The organism is Pseudomonas sp. EB271-G4-1, assembly GCF_058791355.1.
This window is the reverse complement of record NZ_JBYTEO010000035.1, coordinates 41,288-63,258: the sequence shown is the minus strand read 5'-3', so window position 1 is coordinate 63,258 and position 21,971 is coordinate 41,288. Positions and strand designations below refer to the sequence as shown.

At 60.4% G+C, this 21,971-nt stretch carries 21 protein-coding genes; 16 read left to right on the top strand and 5 right to left on the bottom strand.

The window, feature by feature from the left end; all coding sequences use genetic code 11:
• The first annotated feature begins 100 nt into the window (after window positions 1-100).
• From lysS to AC3WWR_RS18405, 6 genes are all read left to right on the top strand, one after another.
• Window positions 101-1,603 carry a lysine--tRNA ligase gene (lysS, locus tag AC3WWR_RS18430; RefSeq protein ID WP_033043263.1) on the top strand — a complete coding sequence of 501 codons (1,503 nt, stop codon included), beginning with the start codon at window positions 101-103 and terminating at the stop codon, window positions 1,601-1,603.
• 98 nt (window positions 1,604-1,701) lie between these two features.
• The gene (locus AC3WWR_RS18425; protein WP_020799654.1) at window positions 1,702-2,418 is read left to right on the top strand and encodes a TetR/AcrR family transcriptional regulator; all 717 of its coding nucleotides are present in this window, start codon (window positions 1,702-1,704) and stop codon (window positions 2,416-2,418) included.
• A gap of 164 nt (window positions 2,419-2,582) precedes the next feature.
• The gene (locus AC3WWR_RS18420; protein ID WP_020799653.1) at window positions 2,583-3,137 is read left to right on the top strand and encodes a hypothetical protein; all 555 of its coding nucleotides are present in this window, start codon (window positions 2,583-2,585) and stop codon (window positions 3,135-3,137) included.
• 26 nt (window positions 3,138-3,163) lie between these two features.
• Window positions 3,164-4,441 (top strand): flavohemoglobin expression-modulating QEGLA motif protein, encoded by a 1,278-nt coding sequence (locus tag AC3WWR_RS18415; RefSeq protein WP_020799652.1) that lies wholly within the window; start codon window positions 3,164-3,166, stop codon window positions 4,439-4,441.
• Window positions 4,442-4,590: 149 nt separating this feature from the next.
• Window positions 4,591-5,505 carry an alpha/beta hydrolase gene (locus tag AC3WWR_RS18410; protein WP_432669061.1) on the top strand — a complete coding sequence of 305 codons (915 nt, stop codon included), beginning with the start codon at window positions 4,591-4,593 and terminating at the stop codon, window positions 5,503-5,505.
• A complete protein-coding gene (locus AC3WWR_RS18405) occupies window positions 5,502-5,831 on the top strand; it encodes a PA3694 family proteiin (protein WP_020799650.1) in 330 nt (109 codons plus the stop codon). Before AC3WWR_RS18410 ends, AC3WWR_RS18405 begins: the two co-directional genes overlap by 4 nt.
• A gap of 90 nt (window positions 5,832-5,921) precedes the next feature.
• Here AC3WWR_RS18405 and lptF read toward each other — a convergent pair whose 3' ends face one another.
• The 3 genes from lptF to AC3WWR_RS18390 form a co-directional block, all read right to left on the bottom strand.
• Window positions 5,922-6,713: a lipotoxin F family OmpA-related lipoprotein LptF gene (gene lptF / locus AC3WWR_RS18400; RefSeq protein ID WP_020799649.1), complete on the bottom strand. Its 792-nt coding sequence runs from the start codon at window positions 6,711-6,713 to the stop codon at window positions 5,922-5,924.
• A gap of 47 nt (window positions 6,714-6,760) precedes the next feature.
• On the bottom strand, window positions 6,761-7,168 hold the full coding sequence (locus AC3WWR_RS18395; RefSeq protein ID WP_020799648.1) for a DUF4398 domain-containing protein: 408 nt from the start codon (window positions 7,166-7,168) through the stop codon (window positions 6,761-6,763).
• Window positions 7,169-7,438: 270 nt separating this feature from the next.
• Window positions 7,439-7,783, bottom strand: a complete 345-nt coding sequence (locus AC3WWR_RS18390) for a hypothetical protein (protein WP_020799647.1) — start codon at window positions 7,781-7,783, stop codon at window positions 7,439-7,441.
• A gap of 200 nt (window positions 7,784-7,983) precedes the next feature.
• Between AC3WWR_RS18390 and ppc the strand changes: the two genes are divergently transcribed.
• The 7 genes from ppc (at window position 7,984) to AC3WWR_RS18355 (ending at window position 15,263) form a co-directional block, all read left to right on the top strand.
• Window positions 7,984-10,614, top strand: a complete 2,631-nt coding sequence (gene ppc, locus AC3WWR_RS18385) for a phosphoenolpyruvate carboxylase (protein ID WP_020799646.1) — start codon at window positions 7,984-7,986, stop codon at window positions 10,612-10,614.
• A 289-nt stretch (window positions 10,615-10,903) separates the two neighbouring features.
• Complete coding sequence (adk, locus tag AC3WWR_RS18380; RefSeq protein WP_020799645.1) at window positions 10,904-11,551, top strand: adenylate kinase; 648 nt, start codon at window positions 10,904-10,906, stop codon at window positions 11,549-11,551.
• Between the two features lie 87 nt (window positions 11,552-11,638).
• A complete protein-coding gene (gene tsaB, locus AC3WWR_RS18375) occupies window positions 11,639-12,313 on the top strand; it encodes a tRNA (adenosine(37)-N6)-threonylcarbamoyltransferase complex dimerization subunit type 1 TsaB (protein ID WP_020799644.1) in 675 nt (224 codons plus the stop codon).
• 234 nt (window positions 12,314-12,547) lie between these two features.
• The gene (locus AC3WWR_RS18370) at window positions 12,548-12,853 is read left to right on the top strand and encodes a hypothetical protein (protein WP_432669064.1); all 306 of its coding nucleotides are present in this window, start codon (window positions 12,548-12,550) and stop codon (window positions 12,851-12,853) included.
• Window positions 12,850-13,710 carry a DUF72 domain-containing protein gene (locus tag AC3WWR_RS18365; protein ID WP_173667173.1) on the top strand — a complete coding sequence of 287 codons (861 nt, stop codon included), beginning with the start codon at window positions 12,850-12,852 and terminating at the stop codon, window positions 13,708-13,710. The genes AC3WWR_RS18370 and AC3WWR_RS18365 overlap by 4 nt, the downstream gene beginning before the upstream one ends.
• Before the next feature lie 33 nt (window positions 13,711-13,743).
• Complete coding sequence (locus AC3WWR_RS18360) at window positions 13,744-14,565, top strand: isocitrate lyase/PEP mutase family protein (RefSeq protein ID WP_020799641.1); 822 nt, start codon at window positions 13,744-13,746, stop codon at window positions 14,563-14,565.
• Between the two features lie 2 nt (window positions 14,566-14,567).
• A complete protein-coding gene (locus AC3WWR_RS18355) occupies window positions 14,568-15,263 on the top strand; it encodes an extensin-like domain-containing protein (protein ID WP_432669065.1) in 696 nt (231 codons plus the stop codon).
• A 3-nt stretch (window positions 15,264-15,266) separates the two neighbouring features.
• On the opposite strand, the gene AC3WWR_RS18350 is transcribed toward AC3WWR_RS18355, so the two are convergent.
• On the bottom strand, window positions 15,267-15,887 hold the full coding sequence (locus tag AC3WWR_RS18350; protein ID WP_432669067.1) for an energy transducer TonB: 621 nt from the start codon (window positions 15,885-15,887) through the stop codon (window positions 15,267-15,269).
• Window positions 15,888-15,980: 93 nt separating this feature from the next.
• Here AC3WWR_RS18350 and AC3WWR_RS18345 point away from each other — a divergent pair, with 93 nt between their 5' ends.
• Window positions 15,981-16,763 carry a class I SAM-dependent methyltransferase gene (locus AC3WWR_RS18345; RefSeq protein ID WP_020799638.1) on the top strand — a complete coding sequence of 261 codons (783 nt, stop codon included), beginning with the start codon at window positions 15,981-15,983 and terminating at the stop codon, window positions 16,761-16,763.
• Between the two features lie 138 nt (window positions 16,764-16,901).
• Here AC3WWR_RS18345 and AC3WWR_RS18340 read toward each other — a convergent pair whose 3' ends face one another.
• Complete coding sequence (locus AC3WWR_RS18340; protein WP_020799637.1) at window positions 16,902-17,540, bottom strand: TetR/AcrR family transcriptional regulator; 639 nt, start codon at window positions 17,538-17,540, stop codon at window positions 16,902-16,904.
• A gap of 93 nt (window positions 17,541-17,633) precedes the next feature.
• On the opposite strand from AC3WWR_RS18340, the gene AC3WWR_RS18335 reads away from it, so the two are divergent.
• Complete coding sequence (locus AC3WWR_RS18335; RefSeq protein ID WP_020799636.1) at window positions 17,634-18,734, top strand: efflux RND transporter periplasmic adaptor subunit; 1,101 nt, start codon at window positions 17,634-17,636, stop codon at window positions 18,732-18,734.
• Between the two features lie 6 nt (window positions 18,735-18,740).
• Window positions 18,741-21,806, top strand: coding sequence for an efflux RND transporter permease subunit (locus AC3WWR_RS18330; RefSeq protein ID WP_033043313.1), 3,066 nt, complete (start codon window positions 18,741-18,743; stop codon window positions 21,804-21,806).
• Window positions 21,807-21,971: the final 165 nt, after the last annotated feature.

The window sequence follows — 21,971 nt, the reverse complement described above, 5'->3', positions numbered from 1 at the left end:
CAATACGGGATCGGTCCCGATCCCTGTAGGAGCCGGCTTGCTGGCGATCCCCGGGCCGCAGGCCCGGGGGCAACGAACCTGTGATGGAATATTTAAAGACATGAGCGACCTAGAACTCGACCCGCAAGCCCTGCAACAGGAAGAAAACTCCCTGATCGCCCTGCGCAAGGAAAAGCTTGCTGCCGAGCGCGCCAAGGGCAATGCCTTCCCCAACGACTTCCGCCGCGAAAACTACTGCAATGACTTGCAGAAACAGTACGCGGACAAGACCAAGGAAGAGCTGGCAGAGGCTGCAATCCCGGTCAAGGTTGCCGGTCGCATCATGCTCAACCGTGGCTCGTTCATGGTGATCCAGGACATGACCGGTCGCATCCAGGTCTACGTCAACCGCAAGACCCTGTCCGAAGACACCCTGGCTGCGGTGAAAACCTGGGACATGGGCGACATCATTGCTGCCGAGGGCACCTTGGCCCGTTCCGGCAAAGGTGACCTGTACGTTGAAATGACCAACGTGCGCCTGCTGACCAAGTCCCTGCGCCCGCTGCCGGACAAGCACCACGGCCTGACCGACACCGAACAGCGCTATCGCCAGCGTTACGTTGACCTGATCGTCAACGAAGACGTGCGCCAGACGTTCCGCGTACGTTCGCAAGTGATCGCGCACATTCGCAGCTTCCTGATGAAGCGCGACTTCCTCGAAGTCGAAACGCCGATGCTGCAGACCATTCCTGGCGGTGCCGCGGCCAAGCCGTTCGAAACCCACCACAACGCGCTGGACATGGAAATGTTCCTGCGTATCGCGCCAGAGCTGTACCTGAAGCGTCTGGTGGTTGGTGGCTTCGAAAAAGTGTTCGAGATCAACCGCAACTTCCGTAACGAAGGCGTTTCGACTCGTCACAACCCTGAATTCACCATGTTGGAGTTCTACCAGGCCTACGCCGACTACGAAGACAACATGGACCTGACCGAAGAACTGTTCCGTGAGCTGGCACAGCTGGTCCTGGGCAGCACCGACGTGCCGTACGGCGACAAGGTGTTCCACTTCGGCGAGCCGTTCGTGCGCCTGTCGGTGTTCGACTCGATCCTCAAGTACAACCCTGAGCTGACCGCCGATGACCTGAACGACATCGACAAGGCTCGCGCCATCGCCAAGAAGGCCGGCGCCAAGGTGCTGGGCTTCGAAGGCCTGGGCAAGCTGCAGGTGATGATTTTCGAAGAACTGGTCGAGCACAAGCTGGAGCAGCCGCACTTCATTACCCAGTACCCGTTCGAAGTATCGCCGTTGGCTCGCCGCAACGACGAGAACCCGAATGTCACCGACCGCTTCGAGCTGTTCATCGGTGGTCGTGAAATCGCCAACGCCTACTCCGAGTTGAACGACGCGGAAGACCAGGCCGAGCGTTTCATGGCCCAGGTGGCCGACAAGGACGCCGGCGACGACGAAGCCATGCACTACGACGCCGACTTCGTGCGCGCGCTGGAGTACGGCATGCCACCGACGGCCGGTGAAGGCATCGGCATCGACCGCCTGGTGATGTTGTTGACCAACTCCCCGTCGATCCGCGACGTGATCCTGTTCCCGCACATGCGGCCACAAGCGTAAGTGTTTCAATAAAAAGCCGCCTCTTCAGGCGGCTTTTTATTGCCTGTCTGGTACAAACGTATCAACTTGTTAGTTTCATCTGAGAGGAAAGACCTGTCGTGAATCGTGCAATGGCTCAAGAAGGTGCAGCGGGTATCGCCACTGCGGTTGCTGAAAGTGTTCAGTACCAGGGCCGCAAGGCCAGCCGGCAGGGCAGCGAGCAACGTCGACAGGACATTCTCGATGCCGCGATGCGCATTGTCGTGCGCGATGGCGTACGGGCCGTAAGGCATCGCGCGGTGGCTGCCGAGGCACAAGTGCCGTTATCGGCGACCACTTACTACTTCAAGGATATCGATGACCTGCTCACCGATACCTTCGCCCAGTATGTGGAGCGCAGCGCGGCCTACATGGCCAAGCTGTGGGTGAATAACGAGGGCCTGCTGCGCGACATGATCGCCAGTGGCGACGGCAGTGCGCAGGCTCGTTCAAAACTGGCGGACGACATTGCGCGGTTGATGACCGACTATGTGCACCGGCAACTGATCACCCGTCGTGAGCACTTGATGGCCGAGCAGGCGTTCCGCCAGGAAGCGCTGCTGAACCCGCGCCTGGCCGAGTTGGTGCGCTCCCATCAGCAAATCCTGTTGCAGGGTTCCTGCCAGCTTTTCCAGGTGCTGGGTTCTCGCGAACCACAGCAGGACGCCAAAGTGTTGACGGCGATAATCGGACGGATGGAATATCAGGGCCTGCTCAACGACGCCGAACCGGACGCCGAAGAGGAGATGCTGGGCATACTGACGCGTTATATGCATTTGGTGCTGGCTTCGGTATAACGCGCCCCCCGTACCGATCGTTCCCACGCTCCGCGTGGGAATGCCGCCCGGGACGCTCTGCGTCCCTTGCCGGTGTGACGCAGAGCGTCACTGGATGCATTCCCACGCGGAGCGTGGGAACGATCAGCGTGGACAAGTCATCGTGTGTCGATAGGGAGTGTTGAATGAAAGCTTGGTGCGCCGTAGTAATCGCCTTGTCGTTCCTGCTGCTCAGCGGCTGCCTGGTGACCTTCAAGGAGCCGCTGCCCACGAGCGAGCCCGCACCAAAAGGTTTATTGGGAAAATGGACCAGCACCAATGCCTGGGGTGAACCGCTGAATCTTGAGTTGACGCGCATCGGCGACAATCGCTATCAGGCAGTCAGCTACTTCAAGGCCAGGCCCAAGGAACGCGAGTCCTATCCATTTACCGTGTCTCACCACGGTAGCCGCTGGTATCTCTCGGCGAAAGCGCCAGCCCGGTTCGGCGGAAATTTCACGATTGCCGGCTTCGAACTCACCGACAAGCGCGAACTGGTGGTGTACAACCTCGACCTCGAGCAAATCAAGCAGGCGCTTGGGCAGAAAATTCTCAGTGGCGAAGGCTTCCAGACCGACGACGGCGAGGGCGTGTTGATCGACAGCAAGATGGACCAGGTATCGGCCTACCTCGACGATCCCGCCAACTCCGATGTATTCGTCGAAGCGGTCCGCTACCAGCGCCAGGCCAAGGCCCAATAACCAACAGGTTTCAACAGGAGTTCCGGGTGGACGATTACCAGCAGTCGATACGCATTTTGTCCGATCGCATTGTGCTGGCACAGACGCCGATTCGCGTCCTCGATGCGGTGAAATGGGACGACAACATCCGCAAGGGCTTCCTCAAGGCCAAGGGCAAGGAAATGCCCGCGGTGGACCGTGATTACTATCTCAACCGTCCGCTGGCCTTCGATTCCAGCAAGGTGAAGCTGGAATTCCAGAACATCGAGCGCGACATCACCCGTCAACTTGGCCAGTTCAACCCGGTCGGGCAAATCATGCGCCGCATGTGCAAGGAATACCGGATGGTGGTGCGCATGCTCGAAGCGCGTGGCACCGAGGATTTCGGCCTGATTTCCCAGGAGTTGTATGGCGCTGCCTCGGACGCCTTTCATGCTGGCGACCCGACCCTGTCCGACCTGGGCATGATGCTGTCCGAGTACCTGAACAACATCGACGGTCGTGGCGACCTCAAGGATGAACCGAAGACGCTGACGGCCAAGGAAGCGGTCGACCTGTTGCAACATCGCTTGAACAAAGTATTTGGCGAAGCCGAGGAAACCATCCGCGTGTTCGAGTCTGACGGCATCGTCGCCGATGCGGCTGCCGGCGCTGACTACATCAAGATCCGCTCCGATGCGATGTTCAATCAGCGCGATGTGCGCGCCCTGGAGGTCCACGAAGGGCTGGTGCATGTCGGTACCACCCTCAACGGTTTGAACCAGCCGATCTGCACCTTCCTGTCCAAGGGGCCGCCCTCGTCGACGGTGACCCAGGAAGGCCTGGCGATCCTGATGGAAATCATCACCTTTGCCTCCTACCCGAGCCGCCTGCGCAAGCTGACCAACCGCACGCGGGCCATTCACATGGTCGAGGAGGGCGCGGATTTCCTGCAGGTGTTCGAGTTCTTCCGTGAACAAGGCTTCGAGATGCCCGAGAGCTACAGCAACGCCAGTCGCGTTTTCCGCGGCTCGGTGCCGACAGGTCTGCCATTCACCAAAGACTTGTCCTACCTCAAGGGCTTCATCATGATTTACAACTACATTCAACTGGCCGTGCGTAAAGGCAAGCTGGAGCAGATACCGCTGTTGTTCTGCGGCAAGACTACCCTGGAAGACATGCGCACCTTGCGCCTGCTGGTGGATGAAGGCCTGGTGGTGCCGCCCAAGTACCTGCCTGAACAGTTTCGCGACATGAACGCGTTGTCGGCGTGGATGTGTTTCTCCAACTTCCTCAATCACCTGAGCCTGGACCGGATCGAGGCGGATTACTCCAACATTCTTTAGGAAGGCGCGGACCAAATGTGGGAGCGGGCTTGCTCGCGAATACGGTCTAACATTCAACATTTCTGTTGTCTGACACACCGCTTTCGCGAGCAAGCCCGCTCCCACATGTGAATTACGTTCCACCTCATTTTTTCGCGAGGTTTCACCGGATGAGAATCCTCGGCATCTTCTGCCTTCTCCTGGCCCTGAGCGGTTGCAGCTCACTGCTGTTCTACCCCGAGCCCGGCCAGTTGTTCACCCCGGAGAAAGCCAAGCTCGAATACCGCGATGTCACCCTGACCACCGCCGACGGCCTCAAGCTGCACGGCTGGTGGCTGCCGGCAAAAAAAGGTGTCGAGGTCAAAGGCACCGTTTTGCACCTGCACGGCAACGGTGGCAACCTGCCCATGCACCTGGGCGGGAGTTGGTGGCTGCCTAAAGAGGGTTACCAGGTGTTGCTGGTGGACTATCGCGGTTACGGCTTGTCCGAGGGCGAACCGAGCTTGCCGGCGATCTATCAGGACATCGACGCCGCGTTCAAATGGCTCGACCAGGCCCCGGAGGTCAAGGGCAAGCCGCTGATCTTGCTGGGACAGAGCCTTGGCGGTTCGATGGCGGTTCACTACCTCGTGCAACACCCCGAGCGGCAAAAACAACTGAAGGCGGTTGTGCTCGATGGTGTGCCTGCCAGTTACCGCAGTGTCGGTCGTTATGCGCTGAGCAATTCATGGGTGTTCTGGGCGTTCCAGGTGCCGCTGTCCTGGCTGGTGCCTGATGGCGACAGTGCGATCAATTCCATGGCTCAGCTCAATGGCGTGCCGAAACTGATCTACCACAGCATCGACGATCCGCTCGTGCCTCTTTCCAACGGCATCCGTCTGTATCAAGCTGCGCCGCCGCCCAGGGTGCTGCAACTGACCCGTGGCGGTCACGTGCAGACATTCGCCGACCCGGTCTGGCGCAAAGTCATGTTGCGTTATCTCGATGACCCGCAGCATTTCAACGGCCTGCGCCGCTTGGGCGAAATCCCCAATTACCCGGCACCCGAACATTCTGAAAATGAACCACCAGAGAGCCCGCAATGAGTGAAGAACGTAACGCCATCCCGCTGATCATCACCGGTATCTGCAGCATCCTCGGCACCGTCGCGGCCTTGTGGTGGTACGGCTACCTGCACTTCGCCAAGCCAGAGGATGCGTTGCTGCTCAACGAATTCACCATGCTCAAGACCGTGCCGGGCGAAGACTACAAGGTCTCCCTGGAACCGGCGGCGCAAGTGGCGCAGTGCATTGATGGCGTGTTGGTGCTGTTCGACACCGAACAGAAAGGCCTGACCGGCGTGCTGGTCAACAACAAGAAGAAAGCGGTGCGTTGCATGGGGCAGGAAACCCCGCAGAAGCTGGAACAGTAGGAGCTGCCGAAGGCTGCGATCTTTTGATCTTGAAAACTAAAAGCCCCGCCTGATCAGATCAGGTGGGGCTTTTGGATTATTGCGTGATGCTTAATTCGAGCTCACCGCCGAACGCGGAATCACCGGCTGGTTGTCATTGGAAATCGTCACTTCCACCCGACGATTCTGTGCCCGGCCCGAGACACTGGTATTTTCCGCCACGGGATATTCCTTGCCATAACCTTGGGCGACGATGCGGGTTGGATCAACACCCATCTTCACCAGCGCCATGCGCACGGAGCTGGCGCGGCGTTCCGACAGTGACTGGTTGTGCGAGGCGGTACCGGTGCTGTCGGTGTAACCCTCGACAATCACTTTGCGGTCCGGATTCTCCTGTAGGTACTGGGCCAGTTTGTTGATGTTCATCATGCCGTTGGATTTCAGCTCGGCCTTGTCGGTGGCGAACAGCACATCACCGAAGGTCACCAACGTGCCGCGATCGGTCTGTTTGGCATTGAGGCTGTCTTGCAGCTGTTTGATCTGCTGGTCGCGGGCGTCAAGACGCGCCTGGGCCCGTTGTGCAGAAGCGTTTTTCAGATTGGCTTCGGCGGTGCGCAGGGCGATGGTCTGTTTCGCCACTTCGACACGCTGGTTGGTCAGGTAGGCCAACTGGTCAACCTTGGCCGGGTCTTCCTTATCCAGATAGGCCTTGTCGGCCTTGTCCAGGTAATCGCTGGCGTCCTTGGTTTCCAGCGCCGCGACTTTGCTCGCCTGCGGGTTGGCTTGCAGGCCGGAATAATTGGTGCGGGCCTGTTCCAGATTGGCGTTCGGTGGCGTTGAGCATGCGGCCAAAGTAACGCTGGCGGCCAGCAGGGCAGGGATCATCAAATTTTTTGAATTCATGGTTTTAGTCCTTTTCAATCGAGTAAGAAATACGTCGTGCAGCGCTGTTACTGAACGGTGCGCTGGCTTTCCTGACGCAGTTCCTGAACCCCTTTCTGAGAGTCCTTCACAGATTGTTCGGCTTTCATCGCCTGGGCTTTGCGCTCGGCTACACGAGCGTCCCACTCAGCCTGTTCGGCCAAGGTCTTGGCTTGATCGAACTTCTTGTCGTGCATGGCAATTTCGGCTTGCTTGAGTTTGTCTTGTGCAGCCTTCATTTCCACTGCAGCGAATTCGGTACCACCGGCACTGACGGCGCTGTTGACCGCTGACTCGGTGACGGCGAATTGCTCGGTGGGTGGGTTACCCGCGCAGCCGGCCAGCACGAGGCCTGTGCCGATGGCCAGTGCCGCCATTTTCAGTCCGTGCAGGGAAGAGGATTTGCCAGTTCGGGTTTTCATCGTTTTCAACTCCATTGGGCTAACTCCTGAGCAACGTGAATATCCATCCTGGGCAATGAGCCGAAACCGTATTTCACAAGGCTTTTTGAAACGGCCGTCCCAGGCGTGGTTACTGGGTTGACCCGAGGCGTTTTTTGAAAGTTCAGAAATTTAGCTGGCTATCGAAAAAATTTCGACGCAGCGCGAAGGGCTCTATATCGAGGAATGTGGCGATGAACACAGCTGATCACACCCCTCGAAGGGGGTGCGAACAGTGATTTTCAGGAGGGACAAATACAAAAAAAATCAGTGCTTTTGCTTGTCGCCAGCGGCCGACAGGTCATGCAAATGACGACGGGACAAAGCGAGGAAACGTGGGGTCGGGCCGATGTCTTCGTACAACGGATCGCCCTCTTCATCAGTGGCCACTACGGTGGAACCTTTCACATAGGGAAAGCTTTTTTCCAGTTCTTCCAGGGCAGCCCCGATCAGTTCGCCCAGCAGTTCTTCAGGATGCCGCTTGGGGTACATCTCGATAATCGCCGCAAGCCGTGCGGCAGCCTCCACGTCCAGATGAATCGAATAGCCTGTGTCGGTCAGGCGACCCTTGGCGTTTTCTTCCCAGTGGTTGGCAAGCTCGCGGATTTTCATAATGACCTCATTGCACTCCTGCTCCCGGCAGGCGGGGAATGTCCGGCAGATGCCGGCGACAGCCGTTGTACGGCTTACCCTTGAGACTAGCTTTTACGCCAAAGGTTTAAAGGCCCTTCGTCGTCTTGCTTGTAAGAACCGGTCTGGAGCGGCACTCTTAAGGTTCCTGGTCGACCGGATTTTTCGCTGGAGAACTGTTGATGACCGATATTGATGCACGCTTGCGCGAAGACGTTCACCTGCTCGGTGAGTTGTTGGGCAACACCATTCGGGAACAGTATGGGGACGGTTTTCTCGACAAGATCGAGCAGATCCGCAAGGGCGCCAAGGCTGACCGTCGCGGTTCCATGGATGCCGAGCTCAGCGCCAGTCTGAACCAGTTGACGGAGGACGAGCTGCTGCCAGTGGCGCGGGCGTTCAACCAGTTTCTCAACCTGGCCAACATCGCCGAGCAGTACCAACTGATTCATCGTCGCGAAGAATCCCAGCCCGCGCCATTCGAGGCGCGGGTGCTGCCGGAGCTGCTCGCCCGCCTGCGCGCCGAAGGTCATGGCGCCGAGTCCCTGGCCCGTCAGTTGGGGCGGCTGGAAATCGAGCTGGTGCTGACGGCGCACCCGACCGAAGTCGCGCGCCGCACGCTGATCCAGAAATACGACGCCATCGCTGCGCAACTGGCGGCGCAGGACCATCGCGACCTGACCAGCGCCGAGCGCGAGCAGATCAAGTCGACATTGCAGCGCCTGATCGCCGAAGCCTGGCACACCGAAGAAATCCGCCGCACGCGCCCGACACCGGTCGACGAAGCCAAATGGGGCTTCGCGGTGATCGAGCATTCACTGTGGCAAGCGATCCCCAACTACTTGCGCAAGGCCGACCAAGCCCTGCATGCCGCCACGGGACTGCATTTGCCATTGGAAGCGGCGCCGATTCGCTTCGCCTCGTGGATGGGCGGCGACCGCGACGGCAACCCCAACGTGACGGCGGCCGTGACCCGTGAAGTGCTGCTGCTGGCGCGCTGGATGGCGGCCGATTTGTACCTGCGCGATGTCGATCATCTGGCTGCCGAGTTGTCGATGCAGCAGGCCAGTGAAGAATTGAAGGCCAAGGCTGGCGACAGCGCCGAACCTTACCGCGCTGTGCTCAAGCAGCTACGCGAACGCCTGCGCGCCACGCGAAGCTGGGCGCACACCGCGTTGTCGACGCCGACGCCTGCACCGGCCGATGTACTGCAAGACAATCGCGACCTGCTCGACCCACTGGAGCTGTGCTACCACTCGCTGCATGAGTGCGGCATGGGCGTCATCGCCGACGGTCCCTTGCTCGATTGCCTGCGCCGGGCCGTGACGTTCGGCCTGTTCCTGGTGCGCCTCGATGTACGCCAGGACTCGTCGCGCCATACCGCGGCCATGACCGAAATCACCGACTACCTTGGCCTGGGTCGCTATGAAGACTGGAGCGAAGAAGAGCGCATCGCCTTCCTGACGCGCGAACTGAATAACCGTCGACCCTTGTTGCCGGCCTACTACAAGCCTTCGGCCGATACCGCCGAAGTGCTGGCGACTTGCCGGGAAATCGCTGCGGCGCCAGGAGCGTCGCTGGGCTCCTACGTGATTTCCATGGCCGGTGCCGCTTCCGATGTGCTGGCCGTGCAGCTGCTGCTCAAGGAGTCCGGGGTATTGCGGCCGATGCGCGTGGTGCCGCTTTTCGAAACCCTTGCCGACCTCGATAACGCAGGTCCGGTGATCGAGAAGCTCTTGTTGCTACCGGGCTATCGCTCGCGCCTGCAAGGCCCGCAGGAAGTGATGATCGGTTATTCCGACTCGGCCAAGGACGCAGGGACCACGGCAGCCGCCTGGGCCCAGTACCGGGCGCAGGAACAACTGGTGGATATCTGCCGCTCGCACGACGTGGAACTGCTGTTGTTCCATGGTCGCGGCGGCACCGTGGGGCGGGGTGGCGGCCCGGCGCACGCGGCGATTCTGTCGCAGCCGCCGGGTTCGGTCGCCGGACGTTTCCGCACCACCGAGCAGGGAGAAATGATTCGATTCAAGTTCGGCCTGCCGGACATCGCCGAGCAAAACCTCAATCTGTATCTGGCCGCGGTGCTCGAAGCGACCTTGCTGCCACCGCCGCCGCCGACACCTGAGTGGCGCCATCTGATGGACGAACTGGCCGCCGATGGGGTCAGCGCCTACCGTGCGGTGGTGCGGGAAAATCCGCAGTTCGTGGAATATTTCCGCCAGTCCACCCCGGAACAGGAGCTTGGGCGCCTGCCGCTGGGCAGTCGCCCGGCCAAGCGCCGTGCTGGCGGGATCGAAAGCCTGCGGGCCATCCCGTGGATCTTCGGATGGACCCAGACCCGGTTGATGCTGCCCGCCTGGTTGGGCTGGGAAGCGGCCCTGAGCAAAGCGCTGGAGCGCGGTGAGGGCGAACTGCTGCAGCAGATGCGCGAGCAGTGGCCGTTTTTCCGCACGCGCATCGACATGCTGGAAATGGTCCTGGCCAAGGCCGACGCGGATATCGCCCGCTCCTACGACGAGCGTCTGGTCGAGCCGGACTTGCTACCTTTGGGCGCGCATTTACGCGACCTATTGTCGCAGGCATGCGCCATCGTTCTCGGCTTGACCGGTCAGTCGCAGCTGCTGGCACATAGCCCAGCCACCCTGGAATTCATCCGCTTGCGCAACACTTACCTCGACCCGCTTCATCTATTGCAGGCAGAGTTGCTGGCACGATCGCGGCAACCGGATGTGGCCCAGGACAGCCCGGTAGAACAGGCGTTGCTGGTGTCTGTAGCAGGGATTGCCGCCGGTTTGCGCAACACCGGCTGAGGATTTTTGCCATGCTTTTGGGCATCCGGCGGGGGCGCCGGATGCGGTTCCAAGGCGGGTTAAAAAGTGCTGCCAGGCGACAGTTAATGATGGGGTTGCGACTTGGGGAACCCGGTTGCGCGGTCACGACAGGCAGTGGTTTCTCCGACTTTTGGCGGCTTGTGTGGGCGAAGCCTGCTGTGTATCTTGATCAGCCTTTGGCCGTTTGGGCGGTCACGACCCTATTTTTGAGATTGGCCCCACGAGGCGAATCTGACGTTATCCATATAAAAAATTGAGGAGCACATCGATGCGCGTCATTCTGCTGGGAGCTCCCGGGGCCGGTAAAGGTACTCAGGCTAAGTTCATCACCGAAAAATTCGGTATTCCGCAAATCTCCACCGGCGACATGCTGCGTGCCGCGGTCAAGGCTGGCACCGAGCTGGGCATCAAGGCCAAGAGCATCATGGATGCCGGTGGCCTGGTGTCCGATGACTTGATCATCGCCCTGGTCAAGGACCGTATCGCCCAGTCCGACTGCGCCAACGGTTTCCTGTTCGACGGTTTCCCGCGCACCATTCCACAGGCTGAAGCCCTGGTGACTGCCGGTGTCGAGCTCGACGCGGTGGTTGAAATCGCCGTTGAAGACGAAGAGATCGTGCAGCGTATCGCCGGTCGCCGTGTTCACGAGGCCAGCGGTCGTGTCTACCACATCGTCTACAACCCGCCGAAAATTGCTGGCAAGGACGACATCACCGGCGAAGAGCTGGTACAGCGCAAGGACGACACTGAAGAAACCGTGCGTCATCGCCTGTCCGTCTACCATTCGCAGACCAAACCGCTGGTGGACTTCTACCAGAAGCTGTCTGCTGCCAACGGCAAGCCGAAGTACAGCCATATCGAAGGCGTCGGCTCGGTTGAAGCGATCACCGACAAGGTGCTGGCTGCCCTGAGCTGAAAATAGCTTGATCTTCTACGGCCCGCTTGCGGGCCGTAGTTGTTTATACTGACGGACTTTTTTCTGACCTCTCTTGTGGAAACATCGATGAGCACCTTGCTGGCCCTGGACACCGCGACTGAAGCTTGCTCCGTTGCCTTGCTGCATGACGGCAAAGTGACGAGCCATTACGAGGTGATTCCGCGCCTGCATGCACAGAAGCTGCTGCCGATGATCCAGCAGTTGCTTGCCGATGCCGGTACCACCCTGCAAGCGGTCGATGCCATCGCCTTCGGTCGCGGGCCGGGTGCATTCACCGGCGTGCGGATTGCCATCGGTGTGGTGCAAGGCCTGGCCTTTGCACTCGATCGCCCAGTCTTGCCGGTGTCGAACCTGGCGGTGCTGGCCCAACGCGCCTATCGCGAACACGGTGCCAGCCAGGTCGCGGCGGCCATCGATGCGCGGATGGACGAGGTGTATTGGGGCTGCTACCGAGAAACCGCAGGGGAGATGCGCCTGGTCGGCTCCGAAGCGGTATTGCCACCGGAAGTCGCTGCATTGCCGGCCGATGCCAGCGGTGAGTGGTTCGGCGCGGGCACCGGTTGGGGCTATGCCGAACGCATTGGCGTCAGCCTGAGCGGGCAGGATGCGGGCATGTTGCCCCATGCTGAAGATTTGCTGACCCTGGCGCGTTTCGCTTGGGATCGTGGCGAGGCGATCGTGGCGGATGAGGCGCAGCCGGTTTATCTGCGCGATAAAGTGGCGACGCCGAAAGCGCGTTAATCCCTTGGTCCCAGGTGTCCGCTTCGCGAGCAGGCTCGCTCCCACAGGAGTTATGCCAATCGCTGTGGGAGCGAGCCTGCTCGCGAAGACGATCATGCCTGGCGAAGCCAATCGTCGTTTTCTAACCCCGGGTTTTAAACCTTTTGCCTTTTATGTGTTCTAGTTATCACTAGGCAGTTTGCGATGTGGGTTATGTGCCACTAGACTGCCATTACTGATACCGAGCATGCACCTATGCGTATAGACGGCGTTTCCTCTCAGTCCTACCCCATCAAGCGCAAGCCTCGCATAGACCCGCGAGTGGAAGACGAGTCCGTCGATATCGAAGGCGAACTTGCATTTGCGACTGAAGAACAGCTGGCTGCCCGTGCCGCCAAAGCCGCTGCGCAGAAGCTGAGCAATCTTCCCGCCCGCCAGCAGGACATGCTTTATCACCGCGCGATGAACAAAAGCGTGGCAATGGCGCTGGCCAGTTACCTGAGCACCGCCAGTTTCGTCGATTGGGATGCACAAGTGCTGGGCCTCGACCTGTACATCTGATGTTGCCTTACTACCTTGGTTGCCCGTCCTGGAGCGAAAACGCCTGGCGTGATTACCTCTACCCGGCAGCGGCCAGGCCCGCCGATTTTCTGGGTCTCTATTCCCAAGTGTTCAACGCCGTGGAAGGCAATACGACCTTCTACGCGAGTCCCTCTGCCAGTACCGTGCAGCGATGGGCCGAGGTCATGCCCGCACACTTTCGCTTCACCGCGAAGTTTCCCCGCGAGATCAGTCACGGCGGGGACCTGCGAGAACAACTGACTGCCGCCGAAACCTTCACCCGATTGCTCAGCCCGCTGGGCGAGCGGATAGCGCCGTTGTGGCTGCAATTATCCAAGGGCTTTACGCCGCAACGCTTGCCCGAGCTGGCCGGATTCATCGACGCGCTGCAGCGCCCGCTGGCCGTTGAAGTGCGGCATGACGAGTTCTTTGCCAAGGGCGAGAACGAGCGGATGCTCAATCGCCTGTTGCTCGATCGTGGGGTCGAGCGCATTTGCCTTGATCCCCGTGCTTTGTTCAGCTGTACCTCCACCGACCCTTCGGTGCTGCACGCCCAATCGAAGAAACCCCGTGTGCCGCCGCGCCCTGCAGCGTTCACGCAGTTCCCGCAGGTGCGTTTCATCGGTCATCCGCAGCTTGAGGCCAATGAACCGTTCCTGTTGCCGTGGGTGGAGAAAATCGCCCTGTGGATCGAAGAAGGTCGTACGCCCTACATCTTCCTGCACACCGCCGACAATGTGCTCGCGGCCAAACTGGCACAACGTTTCCACGCGCGCCTGATGCTGCGTCTGCCTGGCTTGCCGGCGCTGCCTGAGCTATACAGAGAGCCCGCGGCGGAGCAACTTGGCTTGCTCTGAAGCGGACTCGTTTCCCTTCAGAGGAGCCTGCCAATGGATGCGCAAACCCTTCGAGCCCAAGCGTTCAGAGCCTTGCACGAACGCGACGGGGTTTTTGTGATTCCCAACCCGTGGGATGCTGGTTCGGCCAAGATGCTCGCCAGCCTGGGTTTCGAGGCGCTGGCGACCACCAGCGCCGGTTACGCTTTTTCCCAGGGTCGCCCTGATGGCGGCCTGACGCTTGACGACACCCTGGCCAACGTCCGGGCGATTGTCGCCGCCACCGACCTGCCGGTCGCGGTCGATCTGGAAAACGGATTCGCCGATGATCCCGCCGAATGCGCGCAAAGCATTCTGGCGGCGGCGGCCGCGGGTGCCGTCGGCGGTTCGATCGAGGACTTCACGGGCCGACCGGACGCTCCGATTTATTGCTTCGAACATGCCGTGGCGCGCATCGAGGCCGCCGTCGCTGCCGCTCGCAGCTTGCCTTTCGCGTTCACGCTGACAGCCCGTGCCGAGAACTATCTGCATGGCAATCCGGATCTGGCCGACACGATCCTCCGCTTGCAGGCGTTCGCCGAAGCGGGTGCCGACGTGTTGTATGCGCCAGGGTTGCGCAGCGCTGAAGAGGTATTGGCGGTGGTTCGCGCCGTGGCGCCGAAACCGGTCAACGTGTTGATGTCCGGCGGCTTGAAGCTGACGGTCGAGCAGTTGGGCGAAATGGGCGTCAAGCGCATCAGTGTCGGCTCGGCGCTGGCCCTGGCGGCGCTGGGTGAGTTCTACCGCGCGGCCGAAGAGATCAAGACGGCGGGCACGTTCGGCTTCACGTCGCGCTCCATGCCCTACGCCCAGGCCAATCAGTTTTTCAAAGGCTGACGGTGCGGTTTCGCGGGTGGCTGCTGCTGATCCTGTTGATCATCGCAGCTGCGGGAGTGGGCGTCTGGCGCGGTTGGATCCTTCTGCCGCCGCAGTGGAATCCCTGGGCGCCGCTGGACGTCAAGGCGGAGCCCAACCTGCTGACCCGCTACAAACTGATGCGTCTGCGCGCTGATTCGCAGCTGTGCGATCAGGCGTTGAGCAGCTCCGGATTGCGCGTGACCCGTCAGGCCGACAGCCCGGACGCCAAATGTCCGCTGACCAATGCCCTGCGTGTGCAGGGCGGGGACGTGGCCCTGAGCAGCAGTTTCCTTGCCAGCTGCCGACTCGCCGTGTCGTTTGCCCTGTTCGAGCATCACGCGCTGCAACCTGCGGCGCAGGCGATCTACGGGCAAGCGGTCACGCGGGTCGATCACCTTGGCAGCTTTGCCTGCCGCAATGTCTACAGTCGCGAGAATGGCAGGCTCAGCCAGCACGCGTCGGCCAATGCACTGGATATCGCCGGTTTTCGACTGGCGGATGGCCGGACCGTCAATGTGCTCAAGGATTGGTCGAAGGATAATCAGGATGGAAGATTTTTAAGGCAGGTGCGCGATGGCGCCTGTGGCCTGTTCAGCGTGGTGCTGAGCCCGGATTACAACGCGGCCCATCGCAATCACTTTCATCTGGATGTCGGGCCTTGGTGGGTCTGTCGGTGATGCTTAGGCGGCGAGGCGCAGGTTCTGCAGGATGACCGGGCGTGCCCAGCCGTTATCGAAATCGAGTTGTTTCTGTTGCTCCAGCAGTTCTTCCGGCGAGAACGGCGGGAATGGCTTGTCCAGCAGATCGAGCTCGAACTCGGCGATCGGCAAATGCAGTGGACGCGGTTGCGGCGCGGGACCGACTTGCGGCAACGGCTGACCGGCGGTGAGCACGATCGGGCGCACCCAGCCGCTCTCGAAGTCTTGCTGTTGCTGCTGGGCAACGATTTCTTCGGCGGGGAACGGTGGGAATGGTTTGTCGGCCAGGTCCATTTCGAACTCGGCAATTGGCAGGAACAGCGGTTCGGGCGGGCGAACTTCGTTGTCTTTCACGTCGCATTCGCGCTGGGAAACGATGTGTGCCAGCAGGTCACTGCCCACGGTAGGTTCAACCGGGCTTTGCAAATCGACCGGTGGAAAATTCAGCGATTGCGGAAGCACTTCACCCGACTGTTCGGCCAGCGCACGGGCAAAGAAATCCTGCCATATGTGACTGACGCCGCCCAGTACCTGGGTATTTCGCAGGTTGTAATCGCCGTAGGGCGAGATAAAGCCTGTGATTGTGGGTTGAATGTCTGACATTTCTCTCGGTCGACGCTCAGCTCTGGCAAAATGCTCGATAGTTTTGTTATCGGCCGTTTTTGCCGATCATTAATTTTTTGAGCGTGTTTTCCCATGATTGATCAACCTGCGGCCTGCCGCATCCATGTCGAGGCGCTGAGCGCGGCCTTCGAGCCCCAGGCCGAGCAATGGGCCGAGCGTCTCGGCCTGCCGTTGCAAGTGACTGATGGCGAGTTCGCGTTGCAGGTGGGTGACCAGGGTCTGCAGCTGCAACAGCTGGGGCCGGACGCGCCCGGACCAGTGCGGGTGGATTTCGTCGAGGGTGGCGCGGCGCATCGCCGGTTGTACGGTGGCGGCAGTGGGCAGATGATCGCCAAGGCCGTCGGCGTCGCCCAAGGCGTGCGTCCGCGTGTGCTGGATGCCACTGCGGGGCTGGGCAAGGATGCGTTCGTGCTGGCTAGCCTGGGTTGCGAGATGAGCCTGATCGAGCGTCAGCCGTTGATTGGTGCCTTGCTTGAAGATGGCCTGGCCCGTGGCGCGGAAGATTTTGACGTAGCGCCCATCGTGGCGCGCATGCGCTTGCTCAAGGGCAATTCGATCGAGGTGATGCGCAATTGGCAGGGCGAACCGCCGCAGGTGATCTACCTCGACCCGATGTTCCCCCATCGTGAGAAAACCGCGCTGGTGAAAAAGGAAATGCGCCTGTTCCGGCCGCTGGTTGGGGATGATCCGGATGCGCCGGCTTTGCTTGAAGCCGCCCTGGCCCTGGCCAGCCACCGGGTGGTGGTCAAGCGTCCGCGCAAGGCGCCGTGCATTGAGGGGCCCAAGCCGAGCCATGCACTGGATGGCAAGTCCAGCCGGTATGACATTTATCCGAAGAAAGCGCTCAAGCCCTAAGACCGAGTCGCCTTCATCGCGGGCAAGCCACGCTCCCACAGGATTTGTGTTGAACACAATTTCTATGAATACCTCGAACCCTGTGGGAGCGGGCTTGCCCGCGATGGCGTCAGATCAGCCAACCAATATCTGTCAGGCCTACTCCGGCCGATAAGCCCGCATAAACAATCCCACCACTTCCTGCACATGGCTCTCGGCCGCGTCCCCGGTCAGTGGCTCACCGCAGCCATACAACAACCGAAAATTCCCCGCGCCCTTGAGCAGGCAGAAGAAGTGCTCAGCCGCATTGTGCGGTTTGTCGATACTCAACGCGCCACTTTCGTCGATCCGGGTCAGCAAACGCTCCATGCCATGCAGCATGCGTTGCGGGCCCGCCTCAAAGAAGATTTGCGAGAGTTTCGGGTCCTGGCTGCCCAGGGTCATCATCAACCGGTGCAGGTTCACCGACTCGTCGCTGTTGATCAACTGGTGAAAGCCGCGGGCGATGTTCAGCAGTACGGTTTCCACTGCCACGCCTTCGGGCAATTCAAAGAACAGTGACGGCAACTGTTCCTCGCACTTGGCCACCACGGCAGCGGAGAACAGCGTCTCCTTGTCGTTGAAGTGGCTGTAGACCGTGAGCTTCGACACACCGGCCTGCGTAGCGACAGCATCCATGCTGGTGTTGGCATATCCCTTGGTCAGAAACAGCGTTTTCGCTGCATCGAGGATCGCCTGGCGCTTGGCCAGATCCTTGGGGCGGCCCGGGCCATTGGGTGCTGAAAGATTGTTCGGCATATTCGCTTTTATTACTGGACTGGTGAGTTTGCTATTAATAACATACTCGTCAGTATAATTATTCCAAGCACCATTGGCGAAAGGTCCTTCACCATGTTCCGCTATGCCTTGCCCCTCGCGTTGCCAGTCACCCTGGCGTTTTTATTGACCGCGTGCGGTCACGAAGAGGCGCCTCAAGTCAGCGTTCGACCGGCCATGGTGGTCCAGCCAGAGCCTTCAACCCAGGCGATGGAAAGTTATCCCGGTGAAGTCCGTGCCCGCTTTGAACCGGAGCTGGCGTTCCGCATTGGCGGAAAAGTCAGCCGACGACTGGTCGACGAAGGGCAGCGGGTCAAGGCCGACCAGCCACTGGCGGAACTCGATCCCCAGGACGTGCGCCTGCAACTGGAGGCCACCCGTGCCCAGGTCGCGGCCGCCGAGGCCAACCTGAACATGGTGCGTGCCGAGCGTGATCGCTATAAAACGCTGATGGAGCGCCAACTGGTCAGTCGCTCGCAGTATGACAATCACGAAAACCTGTACCGGTCCGGTGAAGCGCGTCTTAAACAGATCAAGGCCGAGTTCAACGTCTCCACCAATCAGGCCAGTTACGCGGTGCTGCGGGCGCCGCAAGATGGCGTTGTGGCCAAGCGAGCCGTGGAAGTCGGGCAAGTGGTCGCGGCGGGGCAAACGGTGTTTACCCTGGCCACCGATGGTGAGCGTGAAGTGTTGATCAGCTTGCCGGAGGCAAGCTTCGGCCGCTTCAAGGTGGGTCAACCGGTTTCGGTTGAACTGTGGACGCAACCGGATCAGCGCTTCGCCGGGCACATCCGCGAACTGTCGCCGGCCGCTGATCCAAAGTCGCGCACCTTCGCCGCGCGTATCGCCTTCAATGCGGGCACGGTACCGGCCGAACTCGGCCAGAGCGCCCGTGTCTTCGTTCAGAGCGCCCAATCCGTGCCGTTGTCAGTGCCACTGTCGGCGCTGACCGCGGAGAACGGCGTGACCTACGTCTGGGTCGTCAGCGCCAACAACACCTTGAAAAAGACCCCGGTTCGGGTCGGTGCCTTCGGTGAGAAAACCGTCCCGGTACTCGAAGGCCTCAATGCCAGCGACTGGGTGGTGGCCGCCGGCGTCCATGTGCTTCTCGACGGGCAGTCCGTGCGCCCGGTGGATCGCTCCAACCGCGTGGTCAATCTGGCTGGCAAGGAGTAGTCCCCGATGGGTTTCAATCTTTCTGCCTGGGCGCTGCGCAATCGCCAGATCGTCCTGTTCCTGATGCTCTTGCTGGCGATTGTCGGCGCACTGTCCTACACCAAGCTGGGTCAAAGCGAAGACCCGCCGTTCACCTTCAAGGCCATGGTGATCCGTACCAACTGGCCGGGGGCGACCGCACAGGAAGTCTCGCGCCAGGTCACCGAACGCATTGAAAAGAAGCTGATGGAAACCGGCGAGTACGAGCGCATCGTGTCGTTCTCGCGCCCGGGTGAATCACAGGTGACCTTCATCGCCCGAGACTCCATGCACTCGGTGGAGATACCGGACCTCTGGTATCAGGTGCGCAAGAAGGTCAGCGATATTCGCCATACCCTGCCGCCGGGTATCCAGGGGCCGTTCTTCAACGATGAATTCGGCACCACCTTCGGCAATATCTACGCCCTGACAGGCGAAGGTTTCGATTACGCCGTGCTCAAGGACTACGCCGACCGCATCCAGATCCAGCTGCAGCGGGTCAAGGATGTGGGCAAGGTCGACCTGCTCGGTTTGCAGGACGAAAAGATCTGGATCGAGTTGTCCAACGTCAAGCTCGCCACCCTCGGATTGCCGCTGGCGGCGGTGCAGCAAGCCCTTGAAGAACAGAATGCGGTGTCCACCGCCGGCTTCTTCGAAACCACCAGCGAACGATTGCAGCTACGGGTCTCGGGGAATTTCCAGACGGTCGAAGAGATCAAGAACTTCCCGATTCGCGTCGGCGATCGTACGTTCCGCATCGCCGATGTCGCCAACGTGCGTCGCGGTTTCAACGATCCACCGGCGCCGCGCATGCGCTTCATGGGTGAAGACGCCATTGGCCTGGCCGTGGCCATGAAGGACGGCGGCGACATTCTGGTGCTGGGCAAGGCCCTGGAAATCGAGTTTGCCCGTATCCAGAAGAACCTCCCGGCCGGCATGCAGTTGCGCAAGGTCTCGGACCAACCGGCCGCCGTGAAAACCGGCGTCGGCGAGTTCGTCCAGGTGTTGGTCGAAGCGTTGGCCATCGTCTTGCTGGTGAGCTTCTTCTCCCTCGGGGTGCGCACCGGCATGGTGGTGGCCCTGGCCATCCCGCTGGTATTGGCGATGACGTTCGCCTGCATGTATTACCTCGGGATAGGCCTGCACAAGATCTCCCTCGGCGCCCTGGTGCTGGCGCTGGGCTTACTGGTGGACGACGCCATCATCGCCGTGGAAATGATGGCGATCAAAATGGAGCAGGGCTTCGACCGGATCAAGGCGGCGAGTTATGCCTGGACCAGCACCGCGTTCCCGATGCTCACCGGTACGCTGATCACCGCCGCCGGTTTCCTGCCTATCGCTACCGCGCAATCGGGCACCGGCGAATACACCCGTTCGATCTTTGAAGTGGTGACCATTGCACTGGTGGCGTCCTGGGTGGCGGCGGTGCTCTTCGTGCCTTATCTGGGGGAAAAGCTCCTGCCGGACCTGGCGAAAATTCACGCGGCCAAACATGGCACTGATCAACCCGATCCCTATGGCACGCCGTTTTATCAACGCGTACGGCGTCTGGTGGAGTGGTGCGTGCGCTGGCGCAAGACCGTGATCACGGCGACTGTGGTGCTGTTCATTGCCTCCATCGTGCTGTTTCGATTTGTGCCTCAACAGTTCTTCCCGGCCTCGGGTCGACTGGAGTTGATGGTCGACCTGAAGCTGGCCGAAGGCGCGTCCCTGAGCAATACGGCCGAGGAGGTCAAGCGCCTCGAAGCGTTGCTCAAGGACAAAGCCGGCATCGACAACTACGTGGCCTACGTCGGGACCGGCTCACCGCGTTTTTACCTGCCGCTTGATCAGCAATTGCCAGCAGCGAGCTTCGCCCAGTTCGTCGTCCTGGCAAAAACCATCGAAGATCGCGAACCCTTGCGCACCTGGCTGATCACGACCCTCAACGAACAATTTCCGGCCTTGCGCTCGCGGGTCACGCGCCTGGAGAACGGTCCGCCGGTTGGCTATCCGGTGCAATTCCGGGTGACCGGTGAGCACATCGAGGAAGTCCGCGCACTGGCCCGAAAGGTCGCGGCCAAGGTTCGCGAAAACCCGCATGTGGTCAACGTCCACCTGGACTGGGAAGAGCCCAGCAAGGTCGTCTATCTGAATATCGATCAGGACCGTGCACGGGCATTGGGCGTGAGCACGGCAAACCTGTCGAAGTTCCTGCAGAGCTCGCTGACCGGTTCCAGCGTCAGCCAGTACCGCGAAGACAACGAGTTGATCGAGATCCTGTTGCGCGGCACCGTGCATGAGCGCACCGAACTGTCGCTGCTGCCAAGCCTGGCGGTGCCGACCGACAATGGTCGCAGCGTTGCGCTGTCGCAGATCGCGACCCTGGAATACGGCTTTGAAGAAGGCGTGATCTGGCACCGTAATCGCCTGCCCAACGTGACGGTTCGCGCCGACATCTATGGCAAGGAACAACCGGCGACCCTGGTGCAGCAGATCATGCCGACCCTCGATCCGATCCGCGCCGAATTGCCGGATGGCTATCTACTGGATGTCGGCGGTACGGTCGAGGATTCCGCTCGCGGGCAGAACTCGGTGAAGGCGGGCGTGCCGTTGTTCATCGTGGTGGTGTTGACGTTGCTGATGCTGCAGTTGCGCAGTTTCTCACGCACGGCGATGGTGTTCCTGACGGCGCCCCTGGGGTTGATCGGGGTGACGTTGTTCCTGATGGTGTTCCGCCAGCCGTTCGGGTTTGTGGCCATGCTTGGGACCATCGCGTTGTCGGGGATGATCATGCGCAACTCGGTGATCCTGGTGGATCAGATCGAGCAGGATATCGCGGCCGGGTTGAAGCCGTGGCAGGCGATTATTGAGGCGACCGTGCGGCGGTTCAGGCCGATTGTGCTGACGGCGCTGGCTGCTGTTCTGGCGATGATTCCATTGTCGCGCAGTGTGTTTTTCGGGCCGATGGCGGTGGCGATCATGGGCGGTTTGATCGTGGCGACGGCGTTGACGTTGTTGTTTTTGCCTGCGTTGTATGCGGCTTGGTTCCGGGTCAAGAAAGAAACGGCCTGAGTTCGTTGGACTTGGCGGCCTTTGGGCCGACCAAGCTCTGGTTTTCGAGTACATATCCGTTTCTGCGGTAAGGGCGGCTGACGGTTTCGCCCTTACGGCGACTCACTTTTTTTCAAACCCCTCCGGTTGGCTTCGCTGGCACCTACATGCAGCGTGTTCGACTGC

Coding starts and splice junctions, on each gene's coding strand:
- lptF (WP_020799649.1), bottom strand. CDS start 6,713: ATGAATTCAAAAAATTTGATGATCCCTGCCCTGCTGGCCGCCAGCGTT.
- AC3WWR_RS18345 (WP_020799638.1), top strand. CDS start 15,981: ATGATTGATCAACCTGCGGCCTGCCGCATCCATGTCGAGGCGCTGAGC.
- AC3WWR_RS18335 (WP_020799636.1), top strand. CDS start 17,634: ATGTTCCGCTATGCCTTGCCCCTCGCGTTGCCAGTCACCCTGGCGTTT.
- ppc (WP_020799646.1), top strand. CDS start 7,984: ATGACCGATATTGATGCACGCTTGCGCGAAGACGTTCACCTGCTCGGT.
- AC3WWR_RS18410 (WP_432669061.1), top strand. CDS start 4,591: ATGAGAATCCTCGGCATCTTCTGCCTTCTCCTGGCCCTGAGCGGTTGC.
- AC3WWR_RS18340 (WP_020799637.1), bottom strand. CDS start 17,540: ATGCCGAACAATCTTTCAGCACCCAATGGCCCGGGCCGCCCCAAGGAT.
- AC3WWR_RS18420 (WP_020799653.1), top strand. CDS start 2,583: ATGAAAGCTTGGTGCGCCGTAGTAATCGCCTTGTCGTTCCTGCTGCTC.
- AC3WWR_RS18390 (WP_020799647.1), bottom strand. CDS start 7,783: ATGAAAATCCGCGAGCTTGCCAACCACTGGGAAGAAAACGCCAAGGGT.
- AC3WWR_RS18370 (WP_432669064.1), top strand. CDS start 12,548: ATGCGTATAGACGGCGTTTCCTCTCAGTCCTACCCCATCAAGCGCAAG.
- AC3WWR_RS18350 (WP_432669067.1), bottom strand. CDS start 15,887: ATGTCAGACATTCAACCCACAATCACAGGCTTTATCTCGCCCTACGGC.
- tsaB (WP_020799644.1), top strand. CDS start 11,639: ATGAGCACCTTGCTGGCCCTGGACACCGCGACTGAAGCTTGCTCCGTT.
- AC3WWR_RS18330 (WP_033043313.1), top strand. CDS start 18,741: ATGGGTTTCAATCTTTCTGCCTGGGCGCTGCGCAATCGCCAGATCGTC.
- AC3WWR_RS18395 (WP_020799648.1), bottom strand. CDS start 7,168: ATGGAGTTGAAAACGATGAAAACCCGAACTGGCAAATCCTCTTCCCTG.
- AC3WWR_RS18360 (WP_020799641.1), top strand. CDS start 13,744: ATGGATGCGCAAACCCTTCGAGCCCAAGCGTTCAGAGCCTTGCACGAA.
- lysS (WP_033043263.1), top strand. CDS start 101: ATGAGCGACCTAGAACTCGACCCGCAAGCCCTGCAACAGGAAGAAAAC.
- adk (WP_020799645.1), top strand. CDS start 10,904: ATGCGCGTCATTCTGCTGGGAGCTCCCGGGGCCGGTAAAGGTACTCAG.
- AC3WWR_RS18405 (WP_020799650.1), top strand. CDS start 5,502: ATGAGTGAAGAACGTAACGCCATCCCGCTGATCATCACCGGTATCTGC.